This window comes from Actinacidiphila glaucinigra, from assembly GCF_900188405.1.
GTDB classification, from domain to species: domain Bacteria; phylum Actinomycetota; class Actinomycetes; order Streptomycetales; family Streptomycetaceae; genus Actinacidiphila; species Actinacidiphila glaucinigra.
This window is the reverse complement of the sequence record NZ_FZOF01000011.1, coordinates 153888-175810: the sequence shown is the minus strand read 5'-3', so window position 1 is coordinate 175810 and position 21923 is coordinate 153888. Positions and strand designations below refer to the sequence as shown.

Genomic DNA, 21923 nt, shown 5'->3' with positions numbered 1-21923 from the left:
CATAACGTCGACGGCATGACCACGCCACCCAGCATCCCGCCCACCGGCACGGCCGCCGGCACCGCACATCTCCCCGACCCCGCTTCCTCGTCCGCCCGCCCCCCACTGGTGACCCGTCAGCTGCTGCTGCGCTTCGCGACCGTGGTCGGCGCCTCCGCGAGCTTCTTCCTGCTGCTCTCGGTGGTGCCGTTGTACGCCCAGCGCAGCGGCGGCGACGCGGGCCTGGCCACCGGCGCCCTGATGCTGGCCACCGTCGGCGGGGAGTTGGCCACGCCACGCCTGGTGGCCCGCTACGGATACCGGACGGCGCTGGCGGCGGGGCTGGTCCTGCTCGGCGCGCCCGCACTGGTGCTGACCGCCGGGGACGGCATGGTGTGGATCGTCGCGATGTGTCTGCTGCGCGGGTTGGGCTTCGCGCTCACCGTCGTCGCGGGCGGCGCTCTGACGGCCTCGCTGATCCCGGCCGAGCGGCGCGGCGAGGGGCTGGCGCTGGCCGGGATCGTGTCGGGCGTACCGTCTCTGGTGGCCCTGCCGTCGGGTGTGTGGCTGGCCGCGCACGTGGGGTTCACGCCGGTGTGCGTGGCCGGCGGGGTGGTGGCGCTGGCCGCGGTCCTGGTGGTTCCGGGAGTGCCGGGGCGGGAACGGTCCGCGGGCCGGGGCGCCGGAGTGGTCGCGGGTCTGCGCGACGGCGCGCTCGCCCGGCCGACCGCGGTGTTCGCGACGACCGCGCTGGGCGCGGGGATCATCGTGACGTTCCTGCCGGTCGCCGTCCCCGCGTCGCTGTCCGCCCTGGTGACGGTCGCGCTGTTCGCCCAGCCCGCCACCTCCACCGTGGCCCGCTGGTTCGCCGGCCGGTACGGCGACCGCCACGGCCCGGCCCGCCTGGTGCTGCCCGGCCTGCTCGCGTCGGCCGCCGGCCTGCTGCTGACGGCGTCGACGGGCAGCCCGGTGGCGGTGCTCGCCGGCGTCACGCTGTTCGGAGCCGGCTTCGGGGTGGCGCAGAACGCGACGCTCACGCTCATGTACTCCCGGGTCCAGGAGTCCGGGTACGGCACGGTGAGCGCCCTCTGGAACGTCGCCTACGACGGCGGCATGGGCGTGGGCGCCCTCGCCTTCGGCGTGACGGCGGCCCACACCGGCTACCCGGCCGCCTTCGCGCTCACCGCCGCCGCGATGCTCGTCGCCCTGGCCCCGGCATGGCGCGACCGCTGAAGCGGGCTGCCGCACGGACAGGGGTACGGCATGGCGCCCGCTCTGGGCGTGGGCGCTGCCTGGGCGACGACGCGATGCGCCGAACCACCCGCGCGAGATGTCCCGGAGGTGAAGGGGAGGCGTCGAAGTCGGGGGTCGATGACGGCGGATGCGTGCCGCCGTACGCCGCTTGCTTGCGGTGCTCTGCGTCGCTAGGCTCAGCCCGAGTCGATGTTTGACGCGTCAAACAAGATGCCGTGACGGACGCGGGGATCCTCCAGCCTCGTCTCCCGGCGTCCGCGGTACTGCCGTCGTGGCGCCGAGGCGCTTCCGGGACTCCGGTGATTCCCGCGTGTGAATGCTTGTTTCCCGGGGTGGCATTGATCGGCCGAGTTCGTGCCGCCGTCCGCGAGGAATTGCCGCGGACATTCACAGGCGGCCACCGCGGCGTCGAGTATTCCGAGCCAAGAGGATCACTTCCTCAACTCTCGGATTGCCCCGCTCCGACGGGAATAGTCGAGGTCGCTGACGGCCTGACCGCCTGTCATGATTCACCCTGCGCGCAAGACTGACGCCCGATCCACCGAGGTCAAACGGGCCCACCGGCGGCTTCCGTGTGCCATGTGACCTGGCCGGCAGCCGTCATTCCACAATCCTCCGGTCTCGGGTCCGTCGGCTCGGGATTTCGGTTCCGGACAGGCACTGGATCGTCGTTCGTCATCTCCCGTACGCCCGGCACGTGCTGCTTCTGACTAACGTCGTTGCTGTTTGAAACTATCGAACCGGGAAGGCCCCCTCATGTGCATTCACGATGACCACTCGTCACACGAACAGGACGGGCAGAGTCGGCGAGGGTTCCTGCGCAACGCCGCGTTGGCCGGTGCGGGAGCGGCAGCCGCAGGAGCCGGCGTGTCCGCGTTCGCCGGTACGCCCGCCTTCGCCGCGGACGCGACCCAGAGCGGCAGGACCGGCAGCTGGAGCCCGGATCCGACCGCCCTCCAGTTCACCCTCGCGGTCATGCCGGACACCCAGTTCCTCTACTGGGGCAGCCAGGACAGCGTCAACCGGACGCCGCAGGAGGAGTCGTTCCGCTACATCGTCGACAACAGCGGCCAGGACGCCGACAACATCGTGTTCATGACGCACCTCGGTGACCTGACGCAGGACGCCGACCCGTCGTCCTTCGCGCAGGTCGACAAGGCGTTCTCCCTGCTGGACTCGCACGGCGCCGCGTACAGCGTGGTGGCCGGCAACCACGACGTGTCCGGCGACGACTCCCGCGGCGACAGCTCCTACCTGCAGACCCTGGGTCCGCGGCGGTTCAAGCGCTCGAAGACGTTCGCCGGGGCGGACCCGACCGGCTACAACACCGCCCACATCTTCCACGCGGCCGGCCTCTCCTGGCTGGTGCTCGCGCTGGACTGGCGGACCACCGACCAGGGCTTCGCGTGGGCCAACAAGGTCATCAAGGACCACCCGAAGATGCCGGTGATCCTCACGGCCCACGACATCGTCTACTCGGACTACGATGACAACGTTTTCCCCTACGAGTCCGGCGACCCGGAGGACAACGCCGAGCTCTCCGGCTACGGTCAGACGATCTGGGACAAGCTGATCCAGGAGAACGACCAGATCTTCCTGACCCTCAACGGCCACTACTGGCCGTCCGGGCGTACGACCAGGAAGAACGCCGCCGGCAACGACGTGCACATGCACATCACGAACTACCAGAACCGCTACTTCGGCGGTGGCGGCATGATCCGGCTCTACCACTTCGACCTGGCCCGCAACACGATCGACGTCGAGACGATCAATCCGTGGATCCTGGCCCAGGACCCGGAGTCCCGCAACAAGCTGGCGGCCGAGCACGCCAGGATCACCGGTCCGGTCGACGACTTCTCGGTGCCGATCGACTTCGAGCAGCGCTTCTCCGGCTTCATACCGGTCCCGGTCCGGCCCGCGCGGCCGGCCGCCCGGGAACTGGTCAAGGGCACGGTGGCCTACTGGCGTTTCGACGCTCAGGGCGCGCCCGGTACCGCGCTCGCCGCGGGCGACACGATCCGCGACCTGTCCGGCAAGGGCAACGACCTGACCGTGGTGACGGTGCCGGGCACGGCCGCCGACGCGCTGACCTGGTCCGACGACCATCACCCCGACCAGCCCGCGCACGCCAGCCTGAAGTTCGCCGGCGGCCGGAACCCGGTGCACGGCTCGTACCTGACCACCGGGCCGAAGGCGCCGCTGAACACCGAGACGTTCAGGTCCGGATACACGATCGAGTCGTTCGTGATGATGCCGCTCGACTGGGACTCCGGCCGGAACGGCAACGCGTCCTTCCTCAGCCGCAGGGGTTCGGCCGGGGCCGCGGGCAAGCACGGAAAGAACACCGACCCCAACGAGCCCCTGGCACAGTTCGCCATCACGAACAACGGCCGCGAACCCCAGTTCAACCACTACCCGCAGAACACCACCTACCCGACGACCAACTGGGGACACGGCCTGGTGGAGCTCAGGTGGTGGCACCTCGCGGTGGTCAACGACGGCCGCTACACGAGGCTGTACGTCGAGGGCGCCCCGGTCGCCGACAATCCGAACCGGGTGTCGCAGGGCCTCACCTCGCTCGGGTTGCCCTGGCTGGTGGGCGGCCACGAGTACGCGGGCGCCGTCGACGTCGTCTTCCACGGCAACGTCGGTGACATCCGCATCGTGAACCGTCCGCTGTCCGCGGACGAGTTCCTCACGGCCTAGCGGGGCGTTCCTCCCGCCTCCGGCCCGGCGGCCGGAGGCGGGAGTGAACCCGCGGTGGGGTGTCGTTCGAACGCGATCCGGGACAGCCGGTGCGAGCATCCGAGGGCGGGCGTCTCCCGCAACTCCCTCAGAGGCTGCGGGCGGTGATGTCACCGTGCGGGGTCGTGGCGTGGATGTGGAGTTCGGTCGCGCCGTCGTTCTTAAGGGCGTTGCTGACGCGGCCGTGACCGGCGCCGGCGTCCAGGGCGGCGGACACGCCGGCGGCGGCGGTGACCGTGATGTCGCCCATCTGGGTGTGGAGCTCGACCGTGCCGCGGACAGCCTCGGCGATCCGGATGTCGCCCCGTGCCGTGCTGATGTTCGCGGGGCCGGTGAGCCGGCCGATCTCCACGTCTCCGTCCACCGCCGTGAGGCGTACCCCGGCGGCTTCGTCGATCTTGATCTGGCGGTAGGCGCCGTCGAAGTCGACGTCACCGAGCCGGCCGACGCCGCGCAGCTCGCAGCCCGCGGCCTTGCCCTGGATACGGGAGCCGGTCGGCAGCTGGACGGTGACCTCCAGGGATCCCGAGGGACCGAGGAGCCGGTTGCCGGACTCGGGGGTGCGGATCTGCAGGACGCCGTCGGTGCAGGTGACGGTGGTCTGCTCGGCGGTTCGGACGTCGCGGCTCTTGGAGGGGTCGGCGGGCAGGACCTCGACGGTGGTGTCGGCGCGGTCGGCGGCTATGAACCGGACGCGTCCGGCGGGGATGTCCAGGACGGCGGAGATGGCGGCGGTGGTGTCGAACTTCTGCATCGTGCTCTCCTGTGCTCGCTGACTGTTTCTGACACCGGAAACGCTACGTTGCTTTCCAAGTGGTGGCAACGCATCTGTTGCATCAAGTCGCCATCGCTGCAGGTGGGATGGGAGAAATCGTTGCAACGATGCTGAGGATAACGCAACGTCAGCCCCTCCGATCATTGCAATGGTCGGGAAGTGAACGCTATGGTGCGGGAATCGGGGACGTCGCGAGGGATCACCAGGGAGATCACGATGCCGGGAGGCAGGCTCACCCAGCAGGAACGCCAGCAGATCGCGTCGGGACTGGCCGACAGCCTTCCGTACGCCGAGATCGCCCGGCGCCTGGACCGCCCGACCTCGACGGTCACGCGCGAGGTGATGCGCAACGGCGGCCCCACCGCCTACCGCGCCGACCTGGCCCACCGGGCCACCGAGCGCCGGGCCCACCGGCGCAAGCCCGCCGCCGTCAGGGGAGCGCAGTCGGCGCCCCAGGCGCACGGCCGTGACGCGGAGGCCGTGGCCGAGTACGAGGAGACGTTCACCACGGTCATGATGGCCTCGGGTCTGAACAAGATGGGGGCCCGGGTGCTGACGTGCCTGTTCACCACCGACGCGGGCAGTCTGACAGCGGCCGAGCTCACCGAGCGCCTCCAGGTCAGCCCGGCCTCCATCTCCAAGGCGATCGCCTTCCTGGAGAGTCAGAGCCTGGTCCGCCGGGAACGCGACGAACGCCGCCGTGACCGCTACCTCGTCGACGATGAACTCTTCTACCAGGCGACCATCGCCAGCGCCCGGGCCAACGACCAGCTGGTGGCGACCGCGCGCCAGGGCGTGGCCGTCCTCGGCCCCGACACCCCGGCCGCCGCCCGCCTGGAGAACATCGCCCGTTTCCTCGACTTCATCAGCGAAAGCATCACCCGCGCCGCGGAACAGGCCCGCGAAGTCCTCCACACCAAACCAGCCACCACCTCGCACGACTCCACCCGGCCAGGTCCGGGGCGCGGATAGGCGGTGCCGCGGCGCCGTCATCTCCTCGCTCTGCGCTGTCAGAGGCCAGGGCTAGGTTGAGCGCGAGTCCATGAGGAAGCGAAGGGAGTCGGGTGCATGGGTGCCAGCGGGTGGAGCTATGTCACGCCGTACCGCGGGAGTGTGGGGGCGAGCCTGGAGGCTCTGCAGGGAGAGGTCTTCGCGCAGGAGTACGGCGATGGCGAGGAGTACAGCACCATCGAGGAGCTGTATGCCGATGAGGAGTTCATGGAGGAGGAGGGAACTCACTCGATCCTGGACGTTCGTCGCGTCGTGGAGTCGACGAAATCGCCCCGGGAGTCCTGTGCGGAGGACTACTTCACCGTGCGGCCGCTGGCTCCCGCCCGGCTCCTGATCCACTTCGGCACGGATCGCCCCACTGTTCAGCAGTACGAGGACGCAATCGCTCACTCTTACACGCTCATGGGGGCTCGGCGCCGGGACGATCGAGACACAAGCCTGCTGGAGGAGGACAAAATGCGTTGGACCGGCGTCTATGTGCTCCTTCACGCCGACGACCAGCCCACCCACGTCGGTTTCTTCGGATCTTCCGGAGACTGAGGGGGCAGCGGGGTCGTCACCAGGTTTCGATGCTCAGGTCCCGGACGTACCAGTCGAGACGTGTCCCGCCCTCACCGTGCGTGTGCTTGCCGGGGAGGAACCCCGCCCGACGGGCGACCGCGGCAGATGCGGCGTTCGCCGGCTCCACCCGGATCACCGCCTCCTTGCCGCCCTCACGCGCCGCGTACCGGGAGACCAGGAGGACCGCCCGGGTTGCCAGGCCGCGCCCCCTCCAGTTCGGGTAGAGGCCGTAGGCGACATTCACCTGTCCGGGATCCAGGCCCTCTGCCGCGAACCGCAGGTCGATCGTCCCCGCGAGCGTCTCATCGGCGCCCGCCCGGATGCCGAAAGCGCGCAGTGGCCCAGCGGACTCCCACTGTTCCCGGCAGTACCGGATGTACGCCTCGACGCCCTCGCGTGTGCCGCGACCGCCGCTGAGCCAGCGCACCAGCGGCTCGTCCTCCCCGGCGAGGTGCGCCTGTGCGTCGTCCAGCCGCAGCGGGGACAGGGCGATGATCCCGTCGGACAGCCTCACTTCACGCATCCGGCGATTCTTGACGCCGGAGCCGCGTCGCGCCATCGGATTCCGTCGACGCGGGATCCGCTGCCCTATCCCGGAACGGGCCGATCAGGCGGTCTCCGCCCTTCGACGGGAGGACTGCAAGGCGGCCCGGTACGCGGTCGACGGAGATCCGGCGCTCACAGCGAGGCCTCGTACGCCTCGCGAATGGATGCGGGGATCCGCCCGCGGTCGCTGACGAGGAAGCCGTTCGCACACACCCAGACGCGTACGGGGCCGTTCTTCGGACGCGGATCGAAAACGTCGGGGCCGTGCTGCTCGAGCCACGTGGTCACCCGGCGCCACGCCTGCCGTGGGTCTCCTGCTTCGGACATCCGGATTCCGCTCACAGGCGACCTCTCACCAGAGGGGGCGACTGCTGATCTGCCATAGTCGGACCGTACGCGGAACCACTGACAACGCATGACTGTCGCCCGTGCCCATGTGGGCCGGCTCCGGCGTTCCGCCATGCCCCCCACACGGAGAACTCCTGAAACTCGCCTTCGGGCTGCCTCGTGCACCCGACTTGATCGGGCAGGAGATGTCGGGTCCGGCAGGGCAGGCGCTGCCTAGCGTGGTGGTCGTCAAGAGGAAGGAGCCGGGGCATGCTGGAGCGGCTGAACCAGGCCATGGAGCACATCGAGCGCTGCCTCGACCAGGACATCGAGGTGGACGAGCTGGCACGCATCGCGGCCACCTCGGAGTACCACCTGCGTCGGATGTTCTCCGCACTCGCGGGCATGCCGCTGTCGGAGTACATCCGGCGCCGTCGGCTCACCCTTGCGGGCGCCGAAGTGCTCGCCGGGCGTGAGACGCTGCTGGAGATCGCGGTGCGCTACGGCTACGGCTCCGGCGAGGCGTTCGCGCGGGCGTTCCGTGCCATGCACGGCATCGGGCCGGGTGAGGCCCGGCGGACCGGCGCCGCACTCAACTCCCAGTCCCGGATGGCCTTCCGACTCACCATCGAAGGGAGCAGCAACATGCGATACCGCGTTGTGGACAAGGCGGACTTCGCCGTCGTCGGACTCAAGGCCCGGGTGCCGCTGGTGCACGCGGGACCGAACCAGGCGATCATCGACTTCGTCCGCGGCATCGACCCGCGGCTCCAGGAGCGCCTGGAGAAGTTGTCGGACCAGGAGCCGCACGGCATCGTCGCGGTCTGCGACGACCTCGACCCCAGCCGCGCCGAGGGCACCGAACTCGACTACTACCACGGCGTGATCACCTCCGCGGCCGCTCCCGAGGGCGCAACCACGCTGGCCGTCCCGGCCGGTACTTGGGCGGTCTTCACCACCTCCGGGCCCGCGCCGCAGGCCGTCCAGGAGCTGTGGCGGGACGTCTTCACCGAGTGGTTCCCGTCGAATCCGTATCGCAGCCGCACCGGACCTGAGATCCTGCGCCTCCGCCTGTCGCCGGACAAGACCGAGGCCGACGCCGAACTGTGGCTCCCGGTGGAGCCCGAGCGCGGCTGACGAAGCGCAAGCCCCAGGGCGGGCGTGTGTGAGCGCTTCGGCCGGTCCCTCGGGCCGGCCGAAGCGCTCGGCCGCAGCGGCGAGGGACGGGAACGGGGGTCCCTGGGTGTGGGCAGGGCCTGCCCTACCGCAGCCGGGCGACGGACCTCCTCACGCGGTCACCTTGGCGAAGAACGCGGCAAGGTTCGCGACGGTCCGCTGGATCTTCTCCTCCAGCGTGAGCGTCTCGTGGAGCCGCGCGCCGATGCCCGCGTCCTTCTTGCCCCGTACGTACAGCGGGCAGGCCAGATCGCTGCACATATAGGCCCCCACGGTGTTGCCCTGCTGCCCGGCCTTGCCGGTCTTCGCGGCCACCATGAGTGAGACGCCCCCGGAGTGCGTGGTCAGGCACATGGAGCACATGCTGAGCCGTGCCTGCCCGGCGGCGGCGCTGGAGGAGCGCAGGGCGAGTGCCACCGCGCGGCCGTCCAGTTCGGCGACGAGGTAGGAACGGTCGGGGGCCTGGGGGTCGCGCCAGCCGAGGAAGTCCAGATCGTCCCAGGGCCGCTCGGCCAGGTCGCGGGGCACGTGCAGGCGCTTCGCCTCGCCCTTGCTGCAGTTCACGAAGGCGCCGCGGATCTCTGACTCGGTCAATGGCTTCATGAACGGCAGGCTAGTTTGCCTAAAGCTATTAGGCAAATAATTAAGAGATGCAGCCCTGAAGCGATGGCGTACTGGTTCGGGTGGCTGGGGTGGGAGCTTCCGGGTCCGACAGGATGGGCGCAGCCCCGCACACGGAACCGCCCCACACCGTACGTCTCGGTGTGGGGCAGTCCCGACGGCCCGGTGCCCCGAGGCTCAGCGGTAGTCCTCCGGGTGGCCCTGCATCCAGCGGTTGATCCGGTCACGGGTCGCCACGAGCTGGTCCTGGTGTTTCTTCAGGTTCTCGAACGAGGTGTCCGTGCCCAGGGTGTCGCGAAGTTCCGCCATCCACGCGAGCGGTTCGCGGAAGTGCCCGGGGCCCTGCGGATCGGCCTTCATCGCCTCGTCGAGTTGGGCGAGTTCGTCGCGCACCCGGGTCAGGAAGTACTCGCACTCACCCGCGGACGTGCTGGGAGTGCAGCCGGAGTGGTAGGTCGCCTGCAGGGTGGCGAAGGCGTCGCGCACCTTCTCCGCCGTCACCTCCGGCTGCCCGTCCGAAGAGGGCGCGGAGTCCGCCGGTGCGGAAGCCGAGGCGGACGCGGACGCCGACACCGGCGTGCGAGGGCTTCCGGCCGTCCGGTCGGAGCCGTCGTCCGACGGCGCGGCGCACGAGAGCAGAAGCGCCGCGAGCGGGACGGCGAGCAGCGGGGCACCGGGCAGGCGCCGTAGGGGTTGCGTGATCATGGGAGGTACGACGTGAGGCAGGGCCGTGCGGTTCCTCACCGCGGCCCGGCGTCCGGCCTCCGGGGAACCGGCGGTGTCTAACCCTGCAGCGTGTAGCGGAAGACGCGGGTGTCCCGCACGAGGAAGCCGAGCCGCTCGTAGAGCCGGTTCGCCGCCTTCCGCGAGGGGCGGGAGGTGAGGTCCACCGTGCGGGCTCCGGCCGCGTCGGCCAGGCGTACCGCTTCCTCGGTGAGGGCGGCACCGACGCCGTAACCTCGGGCGGCCTCGTCGACCACCACGTCCTCGATCCAGGCGCGCATCCCGGTCGGCAGGGGGAACATCGCGAGTGTGAGCGTCCCGACGACGCGGCCGTCGACGCGCGCCACCAGCACCGTGTTCGCCTCGGCGGCCAGGAGGCGGCGCAGCGACTCGTGGTCGGGCGGTGCGGCGCTGCTGGACAGTTGGGGCAGCAGGCGGGTGAACGCCTCGACCATCTCGTCGTCCGCTTCGCGTGCGACCGCAACCTCAAGGCTCATGATCCGGTTCCTGTCCAGGTGTCTCGGCACCGGGCGGCCTGTGCCGTTCCCGGGAGCGCGGCCTCGCAAGGCCACGGGCACCAGTCTTCTCACGAACCCGCTCCGGCGGCCATTTCTGCTCAGCCACCCGTGGCCTGTGCCGGGTCGGCGCTTTTCGGTGAGGCGCGCACCGGGGGACCGCGCTACGTCGTGGTCGCGCTGCGCTCCTGGGTTTCCGTTTCCTCGGTCGCCTCGTGCGAGGGGACGGCGGGTTGCGAGAGCGGCGCCAGCCGTTCGGTGGCGGTGTCGACGAGTTGCAGGTCGGTCTTGGTGTGGGCGATGGCGGCGTCGATGAGGAGGGCGACGAGGGGGTCGTGGGTGTGGGTGCGGCGCAGCCGGGTGAGGGCGGCGAGTTCGGAGAGGTAGGTCTGGCGTTGTGCTGCCACAAGGGTGTCGAGGGCGTCGGGGCCCAGCTTGGCCGCGCCGAAGAGCTTGAGGAAGAGTTCGTCGCGGTAGCCGCCCGTGCGGACCCAGGCCGTCGTGGCCCAGGTGTCGAGCTCGTCCAGTCCCTGGGCGGTGAGGGTGTAACGGGTCTTGTCGGGGCGGTCGTTCTGCGCGACGTGGGAACGGAAGACGTGGCCGTCGCGGACGAGCCGGTCCAGGATCTGGTACAGGTGCCCGATGTTGAGCCCGCCCCACTGCGGGCCGATCGCCTCCTCGAAACGGCCCTTGAGCTCGTAGCCGTGACTCGGTCCCTCGGACAGCAGCGCGAGCACCGCGTGGTGCAGTGGCATTTTGCGTCCCCTCTGTGTTGTGACAATGTACCCCTGCATTGCCGCAATGCAGGAGGGGTGGTCGGAACGATGGGCGTGGTCTTGCGGGGTGTGACCCGCCGGCATCCGGGGGTGGTGGCGCTGGACGGCGTCGACCTGGAGATCGGGGACGGCGAATCGGTGGCCCTGACCGGCCCGTCGGGCGCCGGCAAGTCGACGGTGCTGCACGTGGTGGGGGGTATGGACGTGCCGGATTCCGGCACGGTGGAGGTCGACGGCACCACGCTGGGCCCGGGGGGACTCGACGCCCACCGCCGCCGGATCGGCTTCGTCTTCCAGCGCTTCCATCTCCTGCCCGCCCTGACGGTGCTGGACAACGTGCTGGCCCCGGTGCTGCCCCGCCGGGTGGACTTCGACCGGCGGGCCCGCGGCATGGAACTGCTGGAGGCCGTCGGCCTGGCGCACCGGGCCGGGGCCCTGCCGTCGGAGCTGTCGGGGGGTCAGCAGCAACGCGTCGCGGTCGCACGGTCGCTGATCAACCGGCCCGGTCTGCTGCTGGCGGACGAGCCGACGGGCAATCTGGACAGTTCGACGGGCCGGGAGATCATCGACCTGCTGCTGTCGCTGACCGGGCAGTACGGGATGACGCTGCTGGTCGCGACGCACGATCTGGAGGTCGCCGCGAGCTGCGACCGGATCGTGCGCCTGCGCGACGGACGGGTCGTGGCCGACGAACGCATCACGCCGGCGGCCGACGTCCTGGACCGGCTCGGGGGGTTGCGTCCGTGATCGCGATGATCTGGTCGCAGCTGCGGCGTCACCGGGCCCGCGCGCTGGCCCTGGCCGCGGGCATCCTCGTGGCCGCCACCAGCTTCACCCTGCTCACCTCGACGGTGACCACCAGTCAGGCGCGGACCACGGAGACCGTCAGGAAGAACGCCCGCTCCGCGTACGACGTCCTGGTGCGCCCCCACGGCAGCCAGACCGCCCTGGAGCGCCGCGATCAACTGGTCGGGGCGAACTTCCTGTCCGGCATCTTCGGCGGCATCCAGACGAGCCAGTACGAGCGGATCAAGCGGATGCCCGGGATCGAGGTCGCCGCGCCCGTCGCCAACGTCGGGTACCTGATGGTGCCGGGAACGCTGAAGGTGGACCTGTCGTCGTTCGTGGACGGCACGGCGGAGGCCCAGTTGCTGCGGATCAAGCCGCAGCTGACCGCGGGGCTGGACACCTTCCGTGCCGCCGACCAGTACCTGTACGTGAGCCGCAACCCGATCGAAGAGTCCACGACGTTGTCCGACTCCACGTTCCCCGGACTGCAGGAGGAGCACGCGGACCACCGGACCTATCCGGTGTGCTGGTTCTACAACTACAACAAGACCGATCTGCACATCGCGCACACCGACGACGGTGGTTTTGGACCGCTGAAGCCGGGCTACATACCCGAGGACCGCCGCGATACGTCGCCCTTCGACCGCGACATGAACAGCTGGCTCACCTGCCGGTCGGAGGGGGGCAAGGCGGTCGCCGAGATCCCCGTCACCTACCCGGTGCTGCTGTCGGCGGTGGACCCCGCCGCCGAGGACCGGCTGGTGGGCCTCGGGCAGACCGTCACCTCCGGCCGCATGCTCACCGAGAACGACAAGCCCGTCTGGGGCCGCAAGGACGGCTGGTCCAACGTGTCCTACTGGACGGTCCCGATGGTGCTGAGCGACCGGCCGCTGACGTCCGGGACCGTGAACGCCACCGTGGAACGCCTCGACACGGGCGACCCCAAGGACCTGCGCGGCAAGCTCGGCAGCCCCGTCGCCCACGACTTCGTCAACGACCTGCGCGGAACACCGGTGGGCCGTGTCAGCGCCGACCTCGAGCAGGGCTATCCCGGCACGTCCCTGTTCGCCCCGCTGGCCGACAGCTACTGGACGGTCGGCCCCGTCGACTACCGCCGCGCCGGTGCGGGCCTGGCGCCCCGCGCCCGCGCGGACCAGTCCCCGGAGGCATGGCGCACGAACCAGGACCGCCAGTTCATCGAGTTCGTGCCGGAGGAGAACACCGGCACCCAGTTCCGGGAGGTCGTCAGCCACCCCGGAACCGCCTGCTGGGGGACCACCAACTGCGAGCACGAGGACTTCGGCAGGACACCGATCCCCTACCTGAAACCGGTCGGCCGCTACGACGCCGGCAAGCTCCCCGGCTTCTCGGGCTCGTCCTCGCTGTCCGCCGTGCCGCTGGAGACCTACCGCGCGCCGCAGGTCACCGGCGCCGACGAGGCCGGGCGGAAGGCGCTGGGCGACCGGCCGCTGCGTCCGGACCGCAATCTCGGCGGCTACCTGGCCGCACCGCCCACCATGCTCACGTCCCTGGACGCGCTGCCCGTCCTGACCGGCAGCCGCCGGCAGCCGACGGTGCAGGACAAGGCCCCCGTCAGCGCCATCCGGATCCGGGTCGCCGGCGTCACCGGCGTCGACGCGGCGTCACAGGCCCGGGTCAACGCCGTCGCCGGCCGCATCCGCACCGCGTACCCCGGACTGCAGGTGGACATCACCATCGGCAGTTCGCCGGCGCCGCAGACCGTCGCGCTGCCCGGCGTCAATGTGACGGAGAACTGGACCGCCAAGGGCGTCGCCCTGCACATCCTCAAGGCCGTCGACACCAAGAGCGCGACGCTGTTCGTCCTCGTCCTGATCGTCTGCGCGCTGTTCCTCGCCCAGGCCGCCCTGGCGTCGGTGCGATCACGCCGCATCGAGATCGGCACCCTGCGCTGCCTGGGCTGGAGCCCACCGGAGATCCTCCGGCTCATCCTCGGTGAACTCCTCTTCATCGGCCTGGCCGCGGGAACCCTCGGCGCCGTGCTGGCCTACGTCCTGGGCGTGCTGCTCGGGCTCCCCGACGCCGCGTGGAAGGCGGCACTCGTGCTGCCCGTCGCACTGCTCCTCGCGGTCACCGCCGGGCTGCTCCCGGCCTGGCGCGCCACCCGCCTGAGGCCACTGGACGCGATCACACCCCCGGTGACCGCCACCGGGCGCGCGGCGCCCGTCCGTTCGGTCCTCGGGCTCGCCGTACGCAATCTGCTGCGCTTCCCCGGCCGTACCGCGCTCGGTGCGGCGGGCCTGGCACTGGCGGTGGCGGCCTTCACCGTGCTGCTCGCCCTCACCCTGGGTTTCCGCGGCGAGGTGGCCGGCTCACTGCTGGGCAACGCCGTCGTCGCACAGGCCCGCACCGCGGACTACCTGAGTGTCGCCCTGTCGCTACTGCTGGGAGCCGCGGGCGCCGTGGACGTACTGGTCCTGTCCATGCGCGAACGCGCCGCGGATCTGGCGGTCCTGCGCGCCACCGGCTGGACGACGCGGGAACTCGCCCGGCTGAGCTTCTACGAGGGCGCCCTGCTCGCCCTGCTGGGCGGCCTCGTCGGCGCGGTCACCGGGCTGGCGGCGGTCCTCGCGGTCGGGTGGGGCACGCTGGGCGGACGCCTTCCGGCGGTCGGCGGGGCGGCGCTGCTGGCCACCCTGGCCGCCGTGGCCCTGGTCTGCGCCGCCCTGGCCTTCCCGGTCCGCGCCCAGTCGCGCATCGCCCCCGCGCATCTGCTGGCGATGGGGTGAGGTGACGGCCGCCGGGATCAGCGGGGACGGTCACCCGTCGCGGTCGGTTCGCCCCCCGTCCACCAACACGGATGCGCCCGACATGTACCTCGTGCGTTCCACTGTGTCTGCGACGCACGGTCGGGACCCCCGGCACGCGGGACGCGAGTGGTCGCGGTCTGTTCGACTACGACGTCCGATTGGAGTCGTCGATGGGGGTCCCGGCCGCGGAGCGGGCCTGGTCACTGTCCTCCCGGGGAGTGTCCTCCAGCAGGATCCGCAGGACGTCTTCAAGGCGCCCGGCCAACTCGTCGGGATCCGCCTCCACCAGTGCCGTGTTCCCGATCAGTTTCCGCATCAGCCACACGCCGGCGATCACCGACAACGCGAGAGCGGAACGTTCCGATGTGTTCTCGCCCGTCAACAGGCCGACGAGGCGCCGTTCCACGTGGCGCTCGATGCCCAGGCGGGCGATCTCGGCCGTTCGCGGATTCGAGGCGGACCGCAGCGTCAGCAGGAAAGGGCTCAGTTCGTCGGCCTCGGGCGCGGTGCGCTCCACCAGCGACCTGGCGACGTCGTGGACCAAAGTCGCCGGATCGCTGCCCACCACGGTGCGCGGGGCGAAGGTTGTGTCCACCACCTCGGCGAACAGTTGTTCCTTGGAGCCGAAATAGCGGTTGACCATCATCGCGGTGACGCCGGCGTCCTTCGCGATGTCCCGTACGCCCGCGCCGTCGTAGCCGAGGCGAGTGAAGGCCTCCACCGCGGACGAGAGGATCGCCTCGCGGGTCGCAGCCGCGTTTCGGGAGCGACGGGGGGAGGCAGGGTGCGGCTCGGGCCGGGGCGATTCGTTTTCCACGACACAAGTGTAGTGAGGCCGGAAGTACGGTCTACAGTCGTAGAGCGTCGGGGTCTCCATAGCCCGTGTGACCGTCTCGGCCCCGCTTACGCCGGGGCGAGGCCGTCGGCGTCCGGCCGCAGCGGAGGTCGGAACGCGCGCCCGCCACACCGGAGGTCCTGTGGCGAGCCGACATGGTCCACCCTGCCTCCGCCCCGCAGGGCGAGTGCTCGCTGTGAATGCCCGAGTGCCGCCGCCTGGGCACCGACTCCGTGCCTACGGTCATGGGGCGGGACGACTCCCGCTTCCCACTGTTCAGGGCCGGTACATGGCCTTTGGCCAACCCCATCCAGGTCCTGCAGGTCCCGGACGGCTCCGGGCCGGCCCACAGTCGGGCCGACGTCGCGAACCGGCTCGGCCGGTTCCTGCGGATCGCCGTCACCTGACTGCTGAACCTCACCCTGCGTTCTGCGCCCCTCGCGGTCCAGGCTGATCACGTGGCCACCGCCGCGGCGCCGCCGGCCTGGCTCACCGAGCCGCCGTGCCGCTCGCGAGCGCGGACGTCGACGTCCCCGGTCAGCTCGAATTCGGCCCGGCCGCGGACCCGTTGTGCCGGGTGCTGCCTTCGGCGGCCTCGCGCTCCGCGGGTCCGCTCACTGCCTTGCTCTAAGCGCCCGCCGGGACGGCGGGCCTTCAGGTCAAGCGTTCAGTCGATCCGGCGGCCCGCACCCGGCGCAGTGCCGACGGGCGCGGCGGCCACGTGCCCGGTGGGCGCACGGTTCCTACCCTGCTCGCCCTGCCGTGCGGGCCGCCGCTCCACGTGTCCCGAGTCCGGGCGCCGTAGGGCGCCCGGACCACTTCGGTGCCCCCGGTTCTCAGAACGCGGAGCGGATCAGTCCGCCGTCCACGCGGATCGTGGCTCCGCTGACGTACTCGGCGTAGTCGCTGCACAGGTACGCCACGGCAGCGGCGATCTCGTCCGGCTTGCCGAAACGGCCGCGGTCGTTCGGAATGAGGGCCTCGACTGCGTTGGGCTGGACCTCCTCCCAGGTCTCACCCCACCCGCGGGCGGGGCCGATCGCTGTGACGAACTCCTTCGTCGCTTCGACGAGGATCGCGCCGGGCGAGACCACGTTCGAGGTGACGCCGGTGCCCTTGAGGTCTCGGGCCAGCGACACCGCGAGGTTGTGCCGGGCCGCCAGCGTGGCGTTGTACTGCGGATGGGTGTTCATCGGCTGGGACGCGAGACCGCCACCGATCGTGACCACACGGCCCCAGCCGCGCTCGCGCATCGCCGGAACCAGATGCCGGATCATCCTGACACCCGAGACGACGTTGACGTTGTAGGCCTCGGCCCACTCCGTCGGACTCGCCTCCGCCCAGGTCAGATGCCGGTAGAAGCCGGCGTTGTTCACGAGGATGTCGACGGGACCGTCGGTGGTGGCCGCCTGGGCGACCGCGGCGGCGCCCTCATCCGTGGCCAGGTCGCCCAGCACCGTGGTGGCGGTGCCTCCGGCCCGGCGGATGCCGGCGGCGACGTGCTCCGTGCGGTCCTTGTCCCGGCCGTGGATCACGACCGCGGCGCCCTCCGCCGCCAGCATCTTCGCGGTGGCTTTGCCCAGGCCGGCACTCGAACCGGTGACCAGAGCGCGCTTGCCCTCGAGATTGAGGTTCATTCCTTGCTCCCATGCGGATTGCTCCCGTGCCGCAGCACGGGCAGGTGGTGCTATGGGAGCAAGTATACAGCCGTAGACTTAGTGGTCTGCCGCGTTCTCCCTGGCGTCGCCGCAGGGGAGCGCGTCTGGGCGACGGCGGGACGCACCTGCCGAGACGCCGTGGACGTCGTCGAGTGGGCGTAGCCAGTGCCCCGCGAGAGGCCTGCCGTCACAGCCGGCCGAGGCGGAGTACGTGACCCGCCTCGAGCGCCACGGCCACTGCCTGGCTCGGGGGAGGAGCCGGCGCGGGTCGTGCCGCCCGGCGCCGATGAAGCTCTTCCCCACGCCTTTCGGCATGAGGGGCCGGCCATCCGGGCCGGGCGGCGGGGTCCTCCCCGCGGCATCCGTCGATCACTGCCGTGGGCCCGGGCCGCCTGCCGCCGCACGTGTCCGTCACGACCCGCCAAGCACGATGGGGCCGGTCCCACCGGACCGGCCCCACCATGGCTTGCGACCCCGCCTAACGCCTGGTCAGGACCACGTCGGCGGTGACGGCTTCGCGACCGCGCGGCCGCACGGTGCGCTCGGCAGGCCGGTGACCCTCGGCGCTCACCGCGAGCGCGACGCTGCCTCCGGACGGCGGGAGCCACAGCCGGTACGTGCCGTCGACGGCGGTGCTCAGCGTGTGGGCGCCCGTCCCGTTGCCGACCCGGACCGTGGCTCCGGCCAGCGGCGTGCCGCCGCCGTGCCGCCCGGCGCCGCTGACGGTGCCGCTCAGGTGCGTCCACCCCCGCGGCGCCACCACCGTCATGGTGACGGGCACGGTGACGGAGGCGTACGGCCCGTCGCTGTCGATGACCAGCAGCGCCCGGTGCGCGCCCGCGTCGGCCGGCCCCATGGCGCGCGCGTCGACGGTGACGGTCAGCTCCGCCGTCCTGCCCGCGCCGACGGATGAGGAACTCGCCCTCCCCGCCAGCCACGCCACGTCCCCGTGGGGAGCGTCGTAGCCGGGCAGTTCCAGCGCGGAGGTCTGCATCACCCGGTCGGCGCTCTGACCGCCCACGACGGACCAGCCGGGCGCACCCGCCGCCGCGTACAGCGGCTGCGGCAGGTTCGGCAGCGCGCTCCACGCGTTCGCGGCCGGATCGTAGGCATAGGCCTCGTTGGTCACCGCGCCGGCCCCGACCAGCACACCGCCGGCAGCCATGAGCCGGCCCGCCCCGACGCCCGTCGCGGCACCCCAGAAGTCCACCGGCGGGTCGGCGATCGGCGTCCAGCGGCCGGCGGCACGGTCCAGGGCGTAGCCGGCGGCCGTGGCGTGCGGAGGCTGCCCGTCGCCCTGGTGGACACCGCCCGCGCAGTACAGCGTCCCGTCGACGGTCCCGCAGCTCTGCCAGGAGGTCGGCAGGGGGTAGGCCGGTCCCGCGGACCACGTGTCGGCTGCCGGGTCGTAGACCTGGACGTCGCGCGTGCCGCAGGAGACGCCGGTGCAGCCGCCGATCACATAGAGGCGGTCGCCCACCGCCGCCGCGGCCGAATTGCCGTACGCCTTCGGGGCGTCGGCGATCCGCGACCAGGTGTCGGTCGCCGGGTCGTAGACCTCGCCGCCGGCGATCGGCGTGCCCGCGCGGTTCTTGCCGCCGACGACGTACAGCTTGCCCCGGACGAACCCGTAGGCCGCGCCGCTGCGCTTGGTGATCGCCGGGGCGAGGTCCTTCCAGGTCGCCGTGGCCCGGTCGTAGGAGCGCAGGGCGGTGGTCCACTGGCCGTCAGGCGTCTGGCCCAGACCGCTGTACAGGACGCCGTCGTACGCGGCCGCGATCCCCCCGGTCATGGGCTGCGGGAGGTCCGCGAGCGGCTGCCACGCCTGCCCGGAGGTCGCCCCGGTGCCATCGTTCGAAGCCGCGGTGGTGGCCGTCGCGACGTCGAGCGGATCGGGCCTGGCGGCCGTCCGCTCCCTGGGCGCCCCCGGCATGCGCGCCGAGGTCTCCGCGACGGCCTGCTCGCCGACGGTGAGAGAGGCCGGGGCGCCGCCGGTGTTGCGCACCTTCACGGTGACGGTCTTCTTCTCACCCCAGGGGACGGTGACGCCCACCGCGCCGGGGGAGGCCTTCAGCCGGGACGGGCGAAGGGCGAAGTCCGCGGAGGTGACGGCGTCGGCCACGACCTTCACGGTGGACGTGCCGGCCGGATATCCGAAGGCGGGCAGCCCGGCGGTGAACTCCTGACGGCCGGTACGGGAGGAGAAGGCCCAGTACAGCCCGTCGCCGACGGCCGGGTCGTCCGGCGAGGCGATGCTCCGGCCGCTGTCCTGCGGGGCCTTGGCGGCGGAGACGGTCGCACCGACTATCCCGGCACCGGTGTTGGCGTCCGTCACCCGGCCCGTCAGCAGCCCGCCGGGCACGGTGACCAGGGAACGGGTGCCGACGGCCACGTTGTCCAGCTGCCAGATGCCGGTCAGCGAGCCCGCGAAGTGGAAGCGCAGCCGCACCGAAGGCTTCCCGGCGTAGGCGCTGAGAGGCACCGTCTGGTGCGAAGGGCCCTCCACGACGTCGGTGTGGTGCCAGAGGTTCTCCCAGGTGTTCCCTCCGTCGGTGCTCACGTCGATGTCGGCCGTGGGGTCGTTGAAGCGCCACAGACTCGGCAGAGCGGTGTCGAACTCCAGCGCCGGCCGGGTCTCCTTCGAGAGGTCGTACTCCGGGCTGATCAGCTCGGTGTCGACCGCGCCCCAGCCGAGGGCGTAGTCGTCGACCTGGGCGAAGCCGCCGTCACCACCGGTCTGGTTGCCGCGGGTGAGCGGGTCGTCGAACCCCCAGCCCCCGGCGTCGGTGTGGTTGACGATGCTCCACCCGCCGGGCTTCGCGGCGGTGTCGAAGGACTGGAAGCCGCCACCGCCGTACTCGACGGCGTAGCCGGGAGGCAGGGCGCCGGTGCCGACCAGGGGCAGCGCGAGGTCGGCGGTCTTCGGCGAGGACCCGAGCACGACCTTCGTCTCGGCCGGCCGGTAGCCGGGGTAGAGGCCGGTGGCGCGCAGCGTGTACGTCTTGCCGCGCTCGAGGCGGACGGAGTAGCGCCCGGTCCTCGGGTCGGTGTGGACGGTGCCGGGCACGCCGTCGACGGTCAGCCGGGCGTACACGCCCCAGCCGTGTCCGCCGCCGTCACGGACCGTCCCGGAGACCGTGGCGGTCGGCACTGCGCTGAGCGCGGCGTTGCGGGTCAGCTCCGTGCCGTCGGCGAGGGTGACCTCGCCCAGGTTCTTCCGGGCGTAGCCGAAGGCGTCGACCGTCAGCGTGTAGGTGCCGGTGGGCGCCGCCAGCGACCACCGGCCGTCGGCCCCGGTCAGTGCCGAAAGCGCGCCCAGCCGTACGGTCGCCCCTGACAGTGGTTTGCCGCCGGCCTTGTCGGTGACCTTGCCGGTCACGGTGCCGTGCGGGCCGGGCCGGAAGGCACCGACCCCGTTCGGCGTGCCCAGACCCGTCGGCCCGTCGTAGCCGGGGCCCGCGGTGCAGCTGTTCGCGGGCTCGCACGCGGGCGGGCCGTCCGGGTCGCACGGCGCGTCGTCGGAGCAGTGGCCGTTGCCGCCCGTGGTCACGTCGTTGAGCGCGCCGGGGGAGCGGTACGGGTACGCGGCCGGGTAGGTGCCTTCGACCGGCGTCCCGGCCAGCGCGTACAGACCGGCGATGATCGGGGCGGAGGCACTGGTGCCGCCGTAGACCCCCCACCCGCCGCCGGAGTAGGTGTTGTAGACGGCCACGCCGGTGTCGGGGTCGGCGACGGCGCTGACGTCCGCCACCGATCGCCGGTCGCACCCGGTGCCGGTCTGGAACGCCGGCTTGGGCTGGTACGCGGAGCACCCCGAGCCCGTGCCGCTCCACACCGTCTCCGTCCAGCCCCGCTCACCGGTGTCGCTCCTGCTGAGCGAGGTGCCGCCGACCGACGTCACGTACGGGGAGGAGGCCGGGTAGCTCAGGCCGTGGCCGTAGTCGCCGGAGGCGAACACCACGGCGGTGCCGGGGTGGTCGAAGTACGCCGCGTCCAGGGCGGCGAGGTCCGGGCCGTCGTAGTAGGCGCCGTAGGAGTTGGACACGTAGCGGGCGCCCAGTGCCACCGCGGTGTTGACGGCGGCGCCCAGGTCGTCCGTGGCGGAGCTGTCGGCCTCGACGAGGAGGATGTGCGCCTTCGGCGCGACGGCCGAGACCATGTCCAGGTCGAGGGAGATCTCGCCGGCCCAGCCGTCGTTGGACTGCGGGTAGTCCGTCCCGCCGCGCTGGTCGACCTTGCGGAAGCACCCGGTGTCGCTGGTGCAGGGCGGCAGCCCGTACTGGGCCCGGTAGGCGGCCAGGTCCTGTTCGGCCTTGGGGTTGTCGTACGCGGCCACGACCGCGATGGTCGCCCCGGCGCCGCCCTCTGCCGGCAGATCGTACGCCGAGCGCAGGTCGGCCGGACCGAACCCCTCGGGAGCGGCGGACCGCGCGCTGCGCCCGCCGGCACCGTCCGCCTGCCGCACCGCGAAGCACCCGAAGTGCCCGGGCTGCGGGGTTCCGCAGAGCGACTCCGACTCCCCCGCGGGCCCGGAGTCGGCGGCGGCGGGGCTCTGCTGGGGGAGTTGGACGGCGAGCGCGGTCAGCAGCAGGGCCGCGGCCGCGCCGGTGGCACGTTGCCACCGGGATCCCGCCGGCTTGGCGGGGGCGGCCCCGAGGGATCTGGAAAGGAGGCGTGAGGGACGGCGTATGAGCACAGGGCGACTCCGATGGAGGGCGGAGTGGACAGGGCGGTACCCGATGACGTTGTCGGAGGACGTGACGGTTGCCGAAGAAAGATCGCGTGTACTCGACAACCAGGTCAATGGCTGGAGTTGGCGTCTTGGCGCCGCGTGTCGTGTTCA

General features: G+C 71.5%; 17 protein-coding genes. 7 read left to right on the top strand and 10 right to left on the bottom strand.

Translation table 11 applies throughout. The features are described from left to right. The first annotated feature begins 15 nt into the window (after positions 1 to 15). Positions 16 to 1212 carry an MFS transporter gene (locus tag CHF15_RS23055; protein ID WP_245938985.1) on the top strand — a complete coding sequence of 399 codons (1197 nt, stop codon included), beginning with the start codon at positions 16 to 18 and terminating at the stop codon, positions 1210 to 1212. Positions 1213 to 2100: 888 nt separating this feature from the next. Then, a complete protein-coding gene (locus tag CHF15_RS23050; RefSeq protein WP_322975699.1) occupies positions 2101 to 3939 on the top strand; it encodes a LamG-like jellyroll fold domain-containing protein in 1839 nt (612 codons plus the stop codon). A 127-nt stretch (positions 3940 to 4066) separates the two neighbouring features. Here CHF15_RS23050 and CHF15_RS23045 read toward each other — a convergent pair whose 3' ends face one another. After that, positions 4067 to 4732 carry a DUF4097 family beta strand repeat-containing protein gene (locus CHF15_RS23045; protein WP_089225758.1) on the bottom strand — a complete coding sequence of 222 codons (666 nt, stop codon included), beginning with the start codon at positions 4730 to 4732 and terminating at the stop codon, positions 4067 to 4069. 237 nt (positions 4733 to 4969) lie between these two features. On the opposite strand from CHF15_RS23045, the gene CHF15_RS46715 reads away from it, so the two are divergent. Beyond that, positions 4970 to 5725: a helix-turn-helix domain-containing protein gene (locus CHF15_RS46715; protein WP_089225757.1), complete on the top strand. Its 756-nt coding sequence runs from the start codon at positions 4970 to 4972 to the stop codon at positions 5723 to 5725. A gap of 96 nt (positions 5726 to 5821) precedes the next feature. Further along, positions 5822 to 6304: a hypothetical protein gene (locus CHF15_RS23035; protein ID WP_089225756.1), complete on the top strand. Its 483-nt coding sequence runs from the start codon at positions 5822 to 5824 to the stop codon at positions 6302 to 6304. Between the two features lie 16 nt (positions 6305 to 6320). Here the strand turns inward: CHF15_RS23035 and CHF15_RS23030 are convergent, their stop codons facing one another. Then, on the bottom strand, positions 6321 to 6848 hold the full coding sequence (locus CHF15_RS23030) for a GNAT family N-acetyltransferase (protein WP_245938984.1): 528 nt from the start codon (positions 6846 to 6848) through the stop codon (positions 6321 to 6323). Positions 6849 to 7003: 155 nt separating this feature from the next. Further along, a complete protein-coding gene (locus CHF15_RS23025; protein ID WP_220093315.1) occupies positions 7004 to 7198 on the bottom strand; it encodes an Lsr2 family DNA-binding protein in 195 nt (64 codons plus the stop codon). Between the two features lie 270 nt (positions 7199 to 7468). On the opposite strand from CHF15_RS23025, the gene CHF15_RS23020 reads away from it, so the two are divergent. Next, complete coding sequence (locus tag CHF15_RS23020) at positions 7469 to 8335, top strand: AraC family transcriptional regulator (RefSeq protein WP_089225753.1); 867 nt, start codon at positions 7469 to 7471, stop codon at positions 8333 to 8335. Positions 8336 to 8485: 150 nt separating this feature from the next. On the opposite strand, the gene CHF15_RS23015 is transcribed toward CHF15_RS23020, so the two are convergent. The 4 genes from CHF15_RS23015 to CHF15_RS23000 form a co-directional block, all read right to left on the bottom strand. After that, positions 8486 to 8977, bottom strand: a complete 492-nt coding sequence (locus CHF15_RS23015) for an FBP domain-containing protein (RefSeq protein WP_089225752.1) — start codon at positions 8975 to 8977, stop codon at positions 8486 to 8488. 195 nt (positions 8978 to 9172) lie between these two features. After that, entirely contained in the window at positions 9173 to 9700 is a 528-nt protein-coding gene (locus CHF15_RS23010; RefSeq protein ID WP_089225751.1) for a hypothetical protein, read from the bottom strand. Between the two features lie 77 nt (positions 9701 to 9777). Then, positions 9778 to 10233: a GNAT family N-acetyltransferase gene (locus CHF15_RS23005; protein WP_265737403.1), complete on the bottom strand. Its 456-nt coding sequence runs from the start codon at positions 10231 to 10233 to the stop codon at positions 9778 to 9780. Between the two features lie 164 nt (positions 10234 to 10397). After that, complete coding sequence (locus tag CHF15_RS23000; RefSeq protein WP_089225749.1) at positions 10398 to 10988, bottom strand: PadR family transcriptional regulator; 591 nt, start codon at positions 10986 to 10988, stop codon at positions 10398 to 10400. A 69-nt stretch (positions 10989 to 11057) separates the two neighbouring features. On the opposite strand from CHF15_RS23000, the gene CHF15_RS22995 reads away from it, so the two are divergent. Further along, on the top strand, positions 11058 to 11756 hold the full coding sequence (locus CHF15_RS22995) for an ABC transporter ATP-binding protein (protein WP_089225748.1): 699 nt from the start codon (positions 11058 to 11060) through the stop codon (positions 11754 to 11756). Positions 11757 to 11761: 5 nt separating this feature from the next. Beyond that, a complete protein-coding gene (locus CHF15_RS22990; protein ID WP_245938995.1) occupies positions 11762 to 14566 on the top strand; it encodes an ABC transporter permease in 2805 nt (934 codons plus the stop codon). Between the two features lie 166 nt (positions 14567 to 14732). On the opposite strand, the gene CHF15_RS22985 is transcribed toward CHF15_RS22990, so the two are convergent. The 3 genes from CHF15_RS22985 to CHF15_RS22975 all read right to left on the bottom strand — a co-directional run bounded on the left by CHF15_RS22985 (position 14733) and on the right by CHF15_RS22975 (position 21776). Beyond that, on the bottom strand, positions 14733 to 15464 hold the full coding sequence (locus CHF15_RS22985) for a TetR/AcrR family transcriptional regulator (RefSeq protein ID WP_245938983.1): 732 nt from the start codon (positions 15462 to 15464) through the stop codon (positions 14733 to 14735). 794 nt (positions 15465 to 16258) lie between these two features. After that, complete coding sequence (locus CHF15_RS22980; RefSeq protein WP_089225745.1) at positions 16259 to 17059, bottom strand: SDR family NAD(P)-dependent oxidoreductase; 801 nt, start codon at positions 17057 to 17059, stop codon at positions 16259 to 16261. Between the two features lie 499 nt (positions 17060 to 17558). Further along, positions 17559 to 21776 carry a carboxypeptidase regulatory-like domain-containing protein gene (locus CHF15_RS22975; RefSeq protein WP_089225744.1) on the bottom strand — a complete coding sequence of 1406 codons (4218 nt, stop codon included), beginning with the start codon at positions 21774 to 21776 and terminating at the stop codon, positions 17559 to 17561. Between the last annotated feature and the right edge of the window lie 147 nt (positions 21777 to 21923).

Coding starts and splice junctions, on each gene's coding strand:
- CHF15_RS23055 (WP_245938985.1), top strand. CDS start 16: ATGACCACGCCACCCAGCATCCCGCCCACCGGCACGGCCGCCGGCACC.
- CHF15_RS23045 (WP_089225758.1), bottom strand. CDS start 4,732: ATGCAGAAGTTCGACACCACCGCCGCCATCTCCGCCGTCCTGGACATC.
- CHF15_RS46715 (WP_089225757.1), top strand. CDS start 4,970: ATGCCGGGAGGCAGGCTCACCCAGCAGGAACGCCAGCAGATCGCGTCG.
- CHF15_RS23035 (WP_089225756.1), top strand. CDS start 5,822: ATGGGTGCCAGCGGGTGGAGCTATGTCACGCCGTACCGCGGGAGTGTG.
- CHF15_RS23030 (WP_245938984.1), bottom strand. CDS start 6,848: ATGCGTGAAGTGAGGCTGTCCGACGGGATCATCGCCCTGTCCCCGCTG.
- CHF15_RS23025 (WP_220093315.1), bottom strand. CDS start 7,198: ATGTCCGAAGCAGGAGACCCACGGCAGGCGTGGCGCCGGGTGACCACG.
- CHF15_RS23020 (WP_089225753.1), top strand. CDS start 7,469: ATGCTGGAGCGGCTGAACCAGGCCATGGAGCACATCGAGCGCTGCCTC.
- CHF15_RS23015 (WP_089225752.1), bottom strand. CDS start 8,977: ATGAAGCCATTGACCGAGTCAGAGATCCGCGGCGCCTTCGTGAACTGC.
- CHF15_RS23010 (WP_089225751.1), bottom strand. CDS start 9,700: ATGATCACGCAACCCCTACGGCGCCTGCCCGGTGCCCCGCTGCTCGCC.
- CHF15_RS23000 (WP_089225749.1), bottom strand. CDS start 10,988: ATGCCACTGCACCACGCGGTGCTCGCGCTGCTGTCCGAGGGACCGAGT.
- CHF15_RS22995 (WP_089225748.1), top strand. CDS start 11,058: ATGGGCGTGGTCTTGCGGGGTGTGACCCGCCGGCATCCGGGGGTGGTG.
- CHF15_RS22990 (WP_245938995.1), top strand. CDS start 11,762: ATGATCTGGTCGCAGCTGCGGCGTCACCGGGCCCGCGCGCTGGCCCTG.
- CHF15_RS22985 (WP_245938983.1), bottom strand. CDS start 15,464: ATGGAGACCCCGACGCTCTACGACTGTAGACCGTACTTCCGGCCTCAC.
- CHF15_RS22980 (WP_089225745.1), bottom strand. CDS start 17,059: ATGAACCTCAATCTCGAGGGCAAGCGCGCTCTGGTCACCGGTTCGAGT.